Consider the following 12,941-nt stretch of genomic DNA (forward strand, 5'->3'; position numbering starts at 1 on the left):
TGGTACTGCAGGGGGGACCCTGTGGGAGAGTAGGACGCCGCCGAACAATATTTGAGAAAGCCCCTGCCGGGTTGCCGGCGGGGGCTTTCTGCATTTCCGAGAACTTTTATTTGGGCCTCATCCCCTGATCCCCCTCATCCATGGGAATTGAGGGGGATCACTAGAGGCGTCCGGCTGCCTTCAAGGCCAGATAGGCGTCTGCCAGGGCCGGCGCCAGATCGTCCGGCGTCGCGTCGACGACCGTGACGCCGTAGCGACGGAGCTGATCGGCGGTGCGGTGGCGGTCTGCTTGGGCCTGGGCGGCCGCGGCGGCCTCGTAGACGGCATCCGTGGTGCCCCGGGAGTTCGCCATACGAGCGATACGCGGATCTGCCACCGAGGCCACCAGGACCGTATGGCGTTGGGTCAGGCGGGACAGGACAGGGAGAAGACCCTCTTCGACAGGGGCCGCGTCGAGAGTGGTGAGGAGGACGATCAGGGACCGGCGGGGTGCCGTACGGAGTGCCGTGGCAGTGAGGCCTCGGGCGTCCGTCTCGACGAGCTCGGGTTCGAGCTGGGACATGGCGTTGACCAGTGACGGAAGGACGTCCCCCGCCGCGCGGCCCTGGACGAGGGCTCGTACGCGGCGGTCGTAGGCCAGCAGGTCCACGCGGTCGCCGGCACGGGAGGCCAGGGCGGCCAGGAGGAGGGCCGCGTCCATGGAGGCGTCGAGGCGGGGGACGTCGCCCACGCGGCCCGCCGAGGTCCGGCCGGTGTCCAGGACCAGGAGGATGTGGCGGTCGCGTTCGGGACGCCAGGTGCGTACCGCCACCGAGGACTGGCGGGCTGTGGCGCGCCAGTCGATGGAGCGGGTGTCGTCGCCGGGGATGTACTCGCGGAGGCTGTCGAATTCCGTGCCCTCGCCTCGGGTCAGGACGCTGGTGCGACCGTCCAGTTCACGCAGCCGGGCCAGTTTGGACGGCAGGTGCTTGCGGCTGGTGAACGGGGGGAGCACGCGCACGGTCCAGGGGGCACGGTGGCTGCCCTGGCGGGCGAAGAGGCGGAGGGGGCCGTACGAGCGGATCGTGACCCTGTCGGCCTGGCGGTCTCCCCGGCGCGTGGGGCGCAGTCGGGTGGTGATACGACGGCGTTCGCCCGGGGGGATCGTCAGGCGGTGGCGGGAGGCTGCGACCTCCGTGCTGGGGAGCCAGCTGCTGGGGGGCCATGCGTCGCGAAGGTCGGCGCGCAGGGGGCGGTTGGAGGGGTTGGTGACCGTGAGGGTGACGTCCGCGGTCTCGCCCAGGCGTGCGGAGGTGTCGCCGGAGCGCAGGAGGCCCAGGCGGCGCACGGGGGAGGCGAGGGCGTAGTCGCAGGCGCACGCCAGCGCCAGGGGTGCGTTCACGGCGAGGATGCCCGTCCAGCTGGGCTCCCAGATGCCGACAGGGAGGGTGCCGAGGGCCGCGAGGAGTGCGGCGCGTCCGGTGGGGGCCATCAGCGGGGTACGGGGACGTGGGCCAGGATCGCGTTGATGACCGAGTCGGCCGTCACGCCCTCCATCTCGGCCTCGGGGCGGAGCTGGACGCGGTGGCGGAGGGTCGGGAGCGCGAGTGCCTTCACGTCGTCGGGGATGACGTAGTCGCGTCCCGTCAGCCAGGCCCAGGCGCGGGAGGCCGCGAGGAGAGCCGTGGCGCCTCGGGGGGAGGCACCGAGGGTGAGGGACGGGGACTCGCGGGTGGCGCGGCAGATGTCCACCACGTAGGCGGTGATCTCGGGGGAGATCGTCGTCTTGGCGACGGCGGCGCGGGCGGCTTCGAGGTCGGCGGCGTTCGCGACGGGGCGTACGCCGGCGGCGCGCAGGTCGCGTGGGTTGAAGCCCTCGGCGTGACGGGTGAGGACGTCGATCTCGTCCTGCCGGGACGGGAGCGGGACCGTCAGTTTGAGGAGGAAGCGGTCCAGCTGGGCTTCGGGGAGGGGGTAGGTGCCCTCGTACTCGACAGGGTTCTGGGTCGCGGCGACCAGGAACGGGTCCGGGAGCGGGCGGGGGGTGCCGTCGACCGTGACCTGGCGTTCCTCCATGGCTTCCAGCAGGGAGGACTGGGTCTTCGGCGGGGTGCGGTTGATCTCGTCCGCGAGGAGGAGGTTGGTGAAGACCGGGCCGGGCTGGAAGGAGAACTCGGCGGTGCGGGTGTCGTAGACGAGGGAGCCGGTGACGTCGCTCGGCATCAGGTCCGGGGTGAACTGGACGCGCTTGGTGTCGAGATCGAGTGCGGATGCGAGAGCCCGCACGAGCAACGTTTTGGCCACCCCGGGGACTCCTTCTAGTAGAACGTGTCCGCGGCAGAGGAGGGCGACGACGAGGCCGGTCACGGCGGGGTCCTGGCCGACCACGGCTTTGGCGATCTCGGCGCGCAGGGCCTCCAGGGAGGCACGGGCGGTGCCCGGGTCCCCGGTGGTCCCGGCGTTGTCAGTGGTCGGGTCCATCATGAACGGCGTACCTCTCTTTCGAGGGCGTCGAGTTGGTCGGTGAGGGCGATCAGGGCCTTGTCGTCGCCGGGCGGCGGGCCGAAGAGGAGGGCGTGCAGGGGCTGTCCGTCGCCGTGGAGGTGGGCGGACAGGGCGGGGAGCAGGGCCTCGGGCGTGTGGGCCCGGGAGACGGGGACACCTACGAGGGGGGCGAGGCGCGTGCGGGTGGTGGAGCGAAGAGCGTCGGCCGCGCGGTCGCGGGCGTCGGCCTTGCGGTAGAGGCGGGCGCGGCCTTCGACGGTCTCGGAGGCGCGGATCGCGACGGGGAGTTTCTCGGGCACCAGAGGGCCGAGTCGGCGTGCCCGCCAGAGGGCGGCGAGGGCTGCGGCGAAGAAGAGTTGCAGGGTGCCCCAGAACCAGCCCGAGGGGAGCAGATCGAAAAAGCTGCGGTTGCCCGAATCGGGGGCCGAGTCGTCGGAGAGCGAGGGGAGGTACCAGACCACATGGGGTCGCGAGCCGAGGAGTTGGAGGGCGAGGGAGGCGTTGCCCTGCTCGTCGAGGCTGCTGTTGAGGAGGATGTCGGGGGCGCCGAGGACGACGGTGTCGCCGTCTCCCTCGGCTGCCGGGACGTGCACCAGGGTGGGCAGGCCGTCCTCGGGGTAGCAGGTGTCGGCGGCGCGGGCGGTGACGTGGTAGCGGAGCCCGCCGGTGTCGGCGCTGCCGGCGCGGCGGGCGGCGGGCAGTTCGCAGCGGGGCGTGAGTGTGGAATCGAGGCTGAGGGCCGCGTCGGTGGTGACGCCGGGGGAGAGGGTGCTCACGGACGAGGGGCCGGGGGCGACGAGGACGGTGCGGCCGCCGGAGGCCTCGGTCGCCTCGTGGAGGCGGCTCTGCTGGGAGTCGGTGAGCAGGTCGGGGACGGCGATCAGGAGCGTGGTGTCCGGGCCGGCGGCGGCGCGTGCCTCGTCGAGGGTGGTGACCAGCCGGGTCGACACGCCCCGGTCGTCGAGGAGTTCGGCGACGGCGCGGCTGCCGTCGGTGTCGGCGGAGCGTGGGTCCAGACGGCCGTGTTCGGAGCCGGAGCGGATCACCGCGATCACGACGGCGGCCGCCAGGAGGACAACCGCCGCGAGCACGACACCGCGCGCGCGGGTCCACACCTGACGGGCCGTGGGCGAGACCGAGGTGGAGGGGAGCGTGGTCCCGGTGGTCATTCGGCGGCTCCCGGGCGGGTACTCGGGGCCGTACTGGCACTGTTGGGGGTGCTGCTCGCCAGCGCGGGCTTGCTGCGCTCGAGGTCGGTGTCGAGGGCGGCGAGGCGGCGGTACGTTCCTTCGGCGGCGGACCGGCCGCCGTATGTGACGTCGTCGAAGTCCCGGGCGGCGGTGTGGAGTCGGTCCGCGTGGGCGGGGAGGACCGCGCCCGCTTCGGAGGCGGCCTCGTCGGCGGTGCGGCCGGGGCGCACGTCGAGCAGCGCGCGTTCCTCCAGGGAGCGGACGACGGCCCGCATGCGTTCCTGGACGGCCTGGTTCCAGTGGCCCTGGGCGGCCTGTGCCTCGGCGGCCGCGCGATGTTCCGCGGCGCTGCGGGGGCGGTCGTCGAAGAGCACTGCGGAGGAGGTCGGGGTGCGGTGCGGGGTGCCGAGGCGCCACCACAGTGCCCCGAGCAGGGCGAGGACGGCCAGGACGATGACGACGAGGCCGAGCGTGCCGCCGGGGGTGGCGCCCGAGGTGGCGCCGAACACCTTGTCGAGCCAGTCCCAGAAGGCGTCCAGGGCGCGCTCGTACCAACTGGGGTCGTTCTGGTGGTACATGCCCTTGGACAGCTCACGACGGGCCGCCTCCCGCGCGGGATCGCGCGGGAGGGTGATGGGTGGCTCGTCCGCCGAGCGCCACGACAACGGTACGGCTGTCAGTGCTCCCCCCGACCGTGTCACCCCATCAGCTCCCCGGGGTGGCGCCCTGGGCGTCGCCGTAGCCCTGGAGGCCTGCGGCGCGGCCCAGTTCGAGGTCGAGGGCCTCGCGGCGGATGCGCTGGTCGATGTAGAGGAGCACGGTGACACCGGCGCTGATCGGGAAGGTGAGCGTGGATCCGATCACCGCGCCAACGCCGCTGATGACGAGGTAGGTCCAGCCGAGGGCGGTGCCGCCGGTGGCGAGGAAGCCGGAGAGGCCGTCGCCGTCGAGTGCCGCGCCCGCGAAGGAGAAGGGGATCACGACGATCGATGCCACGATCCAGGCGATGATCGTGGCGAGCAGTTGGATGCCGAGGACTCGCCACCAGGAGCCGCGCACCAGTTTGACGGAGCGGCTCATCGACTTGCGGACTCCCTGCTTCTCCAGCATCAGGGCGGGAGAGGCGAGCGAGAAACGAATCATCAGCCACACGGTGAGGACGAAGGCGCCGAGTCCGCCGAAGAAGGCGAGGAGTACGCCGCCGGCGGTGGTGCCTGCGGAGGCGAGGAGTATGCCGGGCAGGACGCCCGTGGTCATGATCAGACCGGCGACCAGGAGCAGCAGGACGGTCAGGCCGGCCAGCCGGAAGAGTTGCGGGCGGGCGTCCCGCCATGCCTCGGCGGTGGTGACGGACTTGCCGAGGACGGCGCGGCTGGTCACGGTCGTGAGCAGGGCCGTCGCGATGATGGTGCCGATCACGGAGATCACCATGACGACGGAGGTGCTCAGCAGGGTGTCGCCCAGGGCGCGGCCCACCTCGCCGGGTGTCGCGGTCGGGTCTGCGAGGACGTCCGAGCTCGCGGCGTCGTTGAGGACGAGGCCCTGGAGCAGGATGACCCCGATCTGGGTGACGACCGCGACGGTCAGGGAGATGCCGAGGACCGTGCGCCAGTGGGTGCGCATGGTGGAGACGGCGCCGTCGAGGATCTCGCCGATGCCGAGTGGGCGCAGCGGGATCACGCCGGGCTTGGCGGCGGGCGGGGGGCCTCCCCAGCCGCCTCCCCAGCCGGGAGTGCCGTAGCCGGGGCCGGGGGCCCCATAGCCGGGGTGGCCGCCCGGGGTTCCGGGGCCGCCGGGCGGGCCGTAGCCGCCGGGGCCGGGGTGCTGGGGGCCGGGGTGGCCGCCCCAGCCCGGGACGGGCGGGGGCGGTGGCGCGGTCTGGCCGGGTGCCTGCGGGGTCGGAGCGGACCACTGGGCGGGCGGCGGCTGGTCCTTGGACCACTTGGTCGGCGACTGCGCCTGGTCGGCGCCGGGCTGGCCGGTCGGCTGCGCCTGACCGTCCCCGGTCGGGTCCGTCGGCTCTGCGGAGCCCTGCTGGTCCGGCTGCTCGCCGCCCGAGGGGGCGGATCCGGGCGAGGCCCAGCCCGGAGTGTCCTTCATCGTCGCTCCTTCACGGTGCTCGTCCGCGGTCGCGGCGGCAGGTTGGCGCCCATCGTGCCACGCGGTCTCCGCGAAGTGACCGGGGGCCGTATGTGCTGCGCACCTTCAATTGTCCGACGGATACGGGGCAGACTGACCGCATGGCTGATCAGTACGCGCGATCCGGCGACGACATCCGGCCGACCGAGATACCGGCGATCCGTTGGGACGAGCCACCCGAAGGCCCCGTGTTGGTCCTCCTGGACCAGACGAGACTGCCGGCCGAGGAGGTCGAGCTGGTGTGCACGGACGCGCCCGCGCTGGTGGAGGCGATCCGTTCGCTCGCCGTGCGCGGGGCGCCGCTGCTGGGGATCGCCGGGGCGTACGGCGTCGCGCTCGCCGCCGCGCGGGGCTTCGACGTGGAGGATGCCGCCGACGCGCTGGAGGGCGCCCGGCCCACCGCGGTGAACCTCGCGGTCGGTGTGCGCCGGGCGCGGGCCGCGCACCGGGCCGAGCTCGGTCGCTCGGGGGACCAGAAGCAGGCCGCGGAGGCGGCGCTCGCCGCGGCGCGGGCGCTGCACCGGGAGGACGCCGAGGCCAGTTCCCGCATGGCCGCGCACGGGCTGGCGCTGCTCGACGAGCTGCTGCCGGGCGGTGGGCACCGGGTGCTCACGCACTGCAACACCGGGTCGCTGGTATCGGGCGGTGAGGGCACGGCGTTCGCGGTGGCGCTCGCGGCGCACCGGGTGGGGCGGCTGCGGCGGCTGTGGGTGGACGAGACGCGGCCGCTGCTGCAGGGCGCCCGGCTGACCGCATATGAGGCGGCGCGCAGCGGAATGGCGTACACCTTGCTCACGGACAATGCCGCGGGCTCGTTGTTCGCCGCGGGTGAGGTGGACGCGGTGCTGGTGGGTGCCGACCGGATCGCCGCCGACGGATCGGTGGCGAACAAGGTCGGGACCTATCCGCTCGCGGTGCTCGCCCGGTACCACCATGTGCCGTTCATCGTGGTGGCGCCGGTCACGACGGTGGATCCGGACACCCCGGACGGGGCGTCCATCGAGGTGGAGCAGCGTGCGGGTCATGAGGTGACGGAGATCACGGCGCCGCAGGTGCCGGTTGCGGGAGCGGAGGCGGGAGGTGGGATCGCGGTGGCACCCCTGGGGACCCAGGCGTACAACCCGGCGTTCGACGTGACGCCGCCGGAGTTGGTGACGGCGATCGTCACCGAGGAGGGGGTTGTGTCGCCTGTGACCGCTGAGGCGCTCGCAGGGCTGTGTGACAGGTCACGCCAGGTAACGATTTAGTTAATGGGATGATGGCATTCATGAAGGGACGAGTCCTTGTCGTCGACGACGACACCGCACTGGCCGAGATGCTCGGCATTGTGTTGCGTGGTGAAGGTTTTGAGCCGTCTTTCGTAGCCGACGGCGACAAGGCGCTGGCCGCGTTCCGTGAGGCCAAACCGGATCTGGTGCTGCTGGACCTGATGCTGCCGGGCCGGGACGGGATCGAGGTGTGCCGCCTGATCAGGGCGGAGTCCGGGGTGCCGATCGTGATGCTCACGGCCAAGAGCGACACCGTCGATGTGGTGGTCGGCCTGGAATCGGGCGCGGACGACTACATCGTGAAGCCGTTCAAGCCGAAGGAGCTGGTGGCCCGGATCCGGGCGCGGCTGCGGAGGTCGGAGGAGCCGGCGCCGGAGCAGCTCGCCATAGGTGACCTGGTCATCGATGTGGCCGGGCACTCCGTGAAGCGCGAGGGGCAGTCCATCGCGCTGACGCCGCTGGAGTTCGACCTGCTGGTCGCGCTGGCGCGCAAGCCGTGGCAGGTGTTCACTCGGGAGGTCCTGCTGGAGCAGGTCTGGGGGTACCGCCACGCGGCGGACACCCGTCTGGTGAACGTTCATGTGCAGCGGCTGCGTTCCAAGGTCGAGAAGGACCCGGAGCGGCCGGAGATCGTGGTGACCGTCCGTGGTGTCGGATACAAGGCAGGACCCAGCTGACATGTCCGGTGGCAGTGCCGCTTCGGCGCCCGGCCAGCCGGGGACCCGCGCGGAGCGGCCTGTCGGCCGGAAGTCGTCGGGTTCCCGCTGGGAACGTCTCCTTGAGGGCGGGTTGCTCCAGGGCGGGGTCCAGGGCAGCCCGGTCCTGAGGCTGTTCATGCGCTGGGTGCGTCGCCCGCTGCTGCCCGTGATGCGGCTGTGGCGGCGCAACATCCAGCTCAGGATCGTGGTGACGACCCTGCTGATGTCGCTCAGCGTCGTGTTGCTGCTGGGCTTCGTCGTCATCGGGCAGGTCCGCAACGGACTGCTGGACGCCAAGGTCAAGGCCTCGCAGAGCCAGGCCACCGGCGGTTTCACGGTCGCCGAGCAGAAGGCGGACAGTGAGGCGAACGCCGCCGGGAACGACAGCACGGACCCCAACGGCGACCGGGTGCAGAACGTCGTCGAGTGGATGACCACCCTGGTCAGTTCCCTCTCCAGCGGCGGTCAGGGCGCGTTCGACGTCGTGACGCTCAGCCCCGCCTCCGCCGACGGCGAGACCGGGGGGCTCGGGCCGCGTGTCTCCGGTGACGTGCAGTGGGACCTCAGCGTGCCCGTGGAGCTGCGCGAGCGGGTCGACGACGGCACCAGCGCCGTACAGAGCTATACGCGGATTTACTACGAAAACGGTCAGGAGTCCCAGCCGGGGCTGATCATCGGCAAGCAGGTCAGCGACCCCAACAGCCACCCGTACCAGCTGTACTACCTCTTCCCGCTCACGCAGGAGGAGAAGTCGCTGAGTCTGGTCAAGGGGACGCTGGCGACGGCCGGGCTGTTCGTCGTCGTGCTGCTCGGTGCCATCGCCTGGCTCGTGGTGCGGCAGGTGGTCACGCCCGTGCGGATGGCGGCGGGGATCGCCGAGCGGCTGTCGGCGGGGCGTCTGCAGGAGCGGATGAAGGTCAGTGGCGAGGACGACATCGCGCGGCTCGGTGAGGCCTTCAACAAGATGGCGCAGAACCTTCAGTTGAAGATCCAGCAGCTGGAGGAGCTGTCGCGGATGCAGCGGCGGTTCGTCTCCGACGTGTCGCACGAGCTGCGGACACCGCTGACGACGGTGCGGATGGCGGCGGACGTCATCCATGACGCGCGCGTGGACTTCGACCCCGTGACGGCGCGCTCCGCCGAGTTGCTCGCCGATCAGTTGGACCGGTTCGAGTCGCTGCTGGCGGACCTGCTGGAGATCAGCCGGTTCGACGCGGGCGCGGCGGCCCTGGAGGCCGAGCCGATAGATCTGCGTGAGGTCGTGCGGAAGGTCGTCAGTGGGGCCGAGCCGCTCGCCGAGCGCAAGGGGACGCGGATACGGGTGCTGGGGGACCAGCAGCCCGTGGTGGCCGAGGCCGACGCCCGGCGGGTGGAGCGGGTGCTGCGCAACCTCGTGGTCAACGCCGTGGAGCACGGCGAGGGCAAGGACGTCGTGGTCAAGCTCGCGGCGGCCGGTGGCGCGGTGGCGGTCGCGGTGCGGGACCACGGTGTGGGACTCAAGCCGGGCGAGGCGACGCGGGTGTTCAGCCGCTTCTGGCGGGCGGACCCGGCACGCGCGCGTACCACCGGTGGTACGGGACTGGGGCTGTCGATCGCCCTGGAGGACGCCCGGTTGCACGGGGGCTGGCTGCAGGCGTGGGGCGAGCCGGGTGGCGGCTCGCAGTTCCGGCTCACGCTGCCGAGGACGGCGGACGAGCCGCTGCGGGGGTCCCCGATACCGCTGGAACCGAAGGACTCCCGGCGCAACCGGGGACTGAACGAGGCCGGGCTGCCGCTCGGCGGCGGGGGCAAGCTCGCCACGGTGCCGGTGCAGGCCGGTGAGCACGGTGGCGCGCGGGCGGCCATAGGGCCCCGGCCGGGCGCCGGACAGGCCCCCACGGCAGACCCGACGGCGCTGCCGGGCAACGGCGCGCGCGTGGTGCCCCGGCCCGCCACACCGCCCGCGTCGCCCTCCTCGGCGGTGCCGGCGCGGCGGACCGAGGACGGCGAGGGGCGCGAGGGACCGGCCGAGGAGAGGCCGGCCGGGAGCGACGCGGAGCGGCGGCACGAGCAGGGGGAGGCATTCCGTGGGCGCTGACCGCGCGAAACGCGGCCGTGGGCGTCCGGTGCGGGCGACGGTGTACATCGGCATCGGTGCCGTGCTGCTGGCTGGGTGCGCCTCGATGCCGGACAGCGGGGACATGCGTGACGTGGAGTCCAGGCCCAGGCAGGACGCCCAGGTGCGCGTCTTCGCGCTGCCGCCGGCGGAGGACGCCGAGCCGCAGGAGATCGTGCAGGGCTTCCTGGAGGCCCTGACCAGCGACGACCCGAACTACGAGACGGCCCGCAGGTACCTCACGGGTGACGCGCTGAAGACCTGGGACCCGGGCGCGTCGACCACGGTCCTCGTCGAGGCGCCCACCGCGTACACCCGTGTCACGGGGGATCGGTCGGACGCCGACGAGTACGGGTTCGAGCTGTCCGGGAAGAACGTCGCCCGGGTCGACGGGCAGCACGCGTACACGCCCGCCGGTGGTCAGTACCGCAAGCCCGTGCATCTCACGCGGGTGAAGGAGCAGTGGCGCATCGACGAGCTGCCGCAGGGGCTGGTGCTCGGCCGGTCGGACTTCGAGCGCAACTACAAGTCCATCAACAAGTACTACTTCACCTCCGCCGCGCAGTCCGGTGAGCCGGGGACGGTCGCCGACCCGGTCTATGTGCGCAGCCAGGTCGACCCGGTGACCCAGGTGGTCCGGGATGTGCTGAAGGGCCCCACCAGCTGGCTCAACCCGGTCGCGAGGACGAGTTTCCCGTCGGGCACGGCGCTGCTGAAGGGCACGAAGGCGCTGACGCCCGACGACCAGAACCGGCTGGTCGTGCCGCTGAACAAGAAGGCCGACCGTGTCTCGGTCGGCAGGTGCAAGGAGATGGCGGCCCAGCTCCTCTTCACGCTGCAGGACTACATGCCCACGGGCGTGGACGAGGTGGAGCTGCACGGGTCGACCGGAGACCTGTTGTGCGGCCTCCGTGAGACGGAGGCCGACGGCGTGATCGCCTCGCGCGGCCTCGACCGGAGCGCGGGGTACGAGTACTTCATCGATGGTGAGCACAAGCTCGTACGGCTGTCCGAGCGGGACCCGGTGACGACGCCGTCGCCCGTCCCCGGGGCGCTCGGGGAGAGCGAGAAGCAGCTGCGGTCCGCCGCCGTGTCGCGCGGCGAGGACCGGGCGGCCGGTGTGTCGGCCGACGGCAGTGAGCTGTACGTGTCACCGCTGACGACGGGGAGCGCGCTCGGCGACCCGGCGCTGCGCAGTGGCGGTGCCACCGCGAAGGACCGGCTGACGACGCCGAGTTGGGACGGGCGGGGTGACCTGTGGGTGGCCGACCGCGATCCGGAGAAGCCCCGGCTGCTGGTCCTGGCGGACGGCAAGGGTGAGCCGCTGGAGGTCCGGACGCCCCACCTCGACGGGCGCATCGAGGCGGTGCGAGTGGCCGCCGACGGTGTGCGGATCGCGCTGATCCTGGAGAGCAAGGGCAAGCGGACGCTCTACATCGGACGCATCGAGCGGGACGCCGACGCGGAGAGCACCACCGTCTCGATCGTCGAACTGCGGTCCGTGACGCCGGAGCTGGAGGACGTCACCGCCATGTCGTGGGCGGGCGACAGCCAACTCGTGGTCGTGGGGCGCGAATCCGGTGGCGTGCAGCAGATGCGGTACGTCCGGGTGGACGGGTCCCCGATACCGGGCTCCGGGCCCTCCGCGCTCACCGGCGTGGAGGAGATCGCCGCGTCCGAGGACGAGAGCCAGCCGCTGGTCGCGCACTCCGCCGACGGGATCGTGCGGCTGTCGCCGGGCGAGCAGTGGCAGACGGTGGTCAAGGAGGGAACGGCGCCGGTCTATCCCGGGTGAGGTAGGCCGGCCCGGAGCTGCGGTGGCTCTGCTGCGGTGGCTCTGGTGTGGCGCGGCTGGTGCGGCTCGGGGTGCCGTGGGGTGCCGTGTGTGCGGGGCGGCGGGGGCCGGGGTGACGGGGGCGGTGGTGGTGCTTGAGGCCGGTTCTCCTCGTCGGCGGGGTTGGCTGCGGCGATCTTTTTTCGGGCTGCCGGTCATTTTGTGGTGGCGTTCGGTCTTCTTCGGGCACCCGTCCTTCGTGTGGGTGACAACCCCCTTGTTGTTGCGGTGAGTTGTCCACAGGTCGTTGTCCACAGGGGTGGCAGGGGATCGCATGCGTTGGCACAGTGGTGGGCATGCGGGGGTGGTGGCAGGACCTCACGGATCTGGTGCTGCCGGCCGAGTGCGGAGGCTGCGGGAGGCCTCGCGCGGTGCTCTGTCCGGAGTGCCGCGCGGCTCTGACCGGGGCCGCGCCGTGTCGGGTGCGACCGGATCCGGAGCCGGCCGGGCTGCCCGTGGTGCACGCCGCGGCGCCGTACGAGGACGCGGTGCGGGCCACGCTGATCGCGCACAAGGAACGGGGTGCGCTGGCGCTCGCCGGACCGCTCGGCACGGCCTTGGCGGGGGCCGTACGGGCGGGCGGCGAAGGGCCGGTGCTGCTGGTTCCGGTGCCGTCCGCCCGGCGGGCGGTGCGGGCGCGGGGGCACGACCCGGCGCGGCGGATCGCGCTCGCGGCCGCCGGGGTGCTGCGGCGCACCGGGACAGCGGCCCAGGTGGCCGGGGTGCTGCGGCAGCGGCGTGCCGTGGCCGACCAGTCGGGGCTGGACTCCCGGCAGCGGCTGGACAACCTCGCCGGCGCCCTGGAGGTGGCCGCCGGGGGCGCCCGGCTGCTGGGCGGTGGCGCGGTCGTGCTCGTGGACGACCTGATGACGACCGGTGCCTCGCTGGCGGAGGCGGCCCGGGCGGTGCGGGTGGCGAGGGACCGGTGGGCGGTGGCGGTCGCGAGGAAGGGCGGTGCGGGAGGAAAGGCGAAGGAGGAGGTACGAACACGAGGGGTGACGGGAATGGCGCGCTCGGACGGCGCCGGCAGGGCCGCGGGCAGGGTCCGGGCGGCGGTGGTCGCCGCGCCTCCCGACTCTTTCCAAATAAACCGGAACTGACCGCTGACTTGCATCGTTGCAGGTAATGAGAGGGTCAATTCACCTGAACGGAGGTACGTCTCGGTAGAGGGTGACGACATCCGTCCGAGCGAGATATGTTCGGTTGTGAGGGAATGGCCCCGGCCGTTCACCA

The 12,941-nt window shown here is 72.4% G+C and carries 10 protein-coding genes; 5 read left to right on the plus strand and 5 right to left on the minus strand.

Features of this window, described 5'->3' with window-relative positions; genetic code table 11:
* Positions 1 to 160: 160 nt before the first annotated feature.
* From HW837_RS33645 to HW837_RS33665, 5 genes are read right to left on the minus strand one after another with little or no spacing between them, the layout of a single operon-like run.
* Entirely contained in the window at positions 161 to 1,471 is a 1,311-nt protein-coding gene (locus HW837_RS33645; protein ID WP_193381167.1) for a DUF58 domain-containing protein, read from the minus strand.
* The gene (locus HW837_RS33650) at positions 1,471 to 2,460 is read right to left on the minus strand and encodes an AAA family ATPase (RefSeq protein ID WP_093792484.1); all 990 of its coding nucleotides are present in this window, start codon (positions 2,458 to 2,460) and stop codon (positions 1,471 to 1,473) included. The genes HW837_RS33645 and HW837_RS33650 overlap by 1 nt, the downstream gene beginning before the upstream one ends.
* On the minus strand, positions 2,460 to 3,653 hold the full coding sequence (locus HW837_RS33655) for a DUF4350 domain-containing protein (protein WP_045560748.1): 1,194 nt from the start codon (positions 3,651 to 3,653) through the stop codon (positions 2,460 to 2,462). The genes HW837_RS33650 and HW837_RS33655 overlap by 1 nt, the downstream gene beginning before the upstream one ends.
* Positions 3,650 to 4,375: a DUF4129 domain-containing protein gene (locus tag HW837_RS33660; RefSeq protein ID WP_177262148.1), complete on the minus strand. Its 726-nt coding sequence runs from the start codon at positions 4,373 to 4,375 to the stop codon at positions 3,650 to 3,652. Before HW837_RS33660 ends, HW837_RS33655 begins: the two co-directional genes overlap by 4 nt.
* A gap of 4 nt (positions 4,376 to 4,379) precedes the next feature.
* Positions 4,380 to 5,774 (minus strand): DUF7847 domain-containing protein, encoded by a 1,395-nt coding sequence (locus tag HW837_RS33665; RefSeq protein ID WP_093792488.1) that lies wholly within the window; start codon positions 5,772 to 5,774, stop codon positions 4,380 to 4,382.
* A gap of 140 nt (positions 5,775 to 5,914) precedes the next feature.
* Between HW837_RS33665 and mtnA the strand changes: the two genes are divergently transcribed.
* The 5 genes from mtnA (at position 5,915) to HW837_RS33690 (ending at position 12,808) form a co-directional block, all read left to right on the plus strand.
* Positions 5,915 to 7,060 (plus strand): S-methyl-5-thioribose-1-phosphate isomerase, encoded by a 1,146-nt coding sequence (gene mtnA, locus HW837_RS33670; protein WP_086784793.1) that lies wholly within the window; start codon positions 5,915 to 5,917, stop codon positions 7,058 to 7,060.
* An 8-nt stretch (positions 7,061 to 7,068) separates the two neighbouring features.
* Entirely contained in the window at positions 7,069 to 7,758 is a 690-nt protein-coding gene (mtrA, locus tag HW837_RS33675; protein ID WP_189823911.1) for a two-component system response regulator MtrA, read from the plus strand.
* Between the two features lies 1 nt (position 7,759).
* On the plus strand, positions 7,760 to 9,856 hold the full coding sequence (mtrB, locus tag HW837_RS33680) for an MtrAB system histidine kinase MtrB (RefSeq protein WP_045560745.1): 2,097 nt from the start codon (positions 7,760 to 7,762) through the stop codon (positions 9,854 to 9,856).
* Complete coding sequence (locus tag HW837_RS33685; RefSeq protein WP_045560744.1) at positions 9,846 to 11,669, plus strand: LpqB family beta-propeller domain-containing protein; 1,824 nt, start codon at positions 9,846 to 9,848, stop codon at positions 11,667 to 11,669. The genes mtrB and HW837_RS33685 overlap by 11 nt, the downstream gene beginning before the upstream one ends.
* A gap of 335 nt (positions 11,670 to 12,004) precedes the next feature.
* Positions 12,005 to 12,808 carry a ComF family protein gene (locus HW837_RS33690; RefSeq protein ID WP_045560775.1) on the plus strand — a complete coding sequence of 268 codons (804 nt, stop codon included), beginning with the start codon at positions 12,005 to 12,007 and terminating at the stop codon, positions 12,806 to 12,808.
* The last annotated feature ends 133 nt before the right edge of the window (positions 12,809 to 12,941 follow it).

Origin of the sequence: Streptomyces caniscabiei (assembly GCF_014930365.1) — a bacterium.
Lineage (GTDB): Bacteria > Actinomycetota > Actinomycetes > Streptomycetales > Streptomycetaceae > Streptomyces > Streptomyces caniscabiei.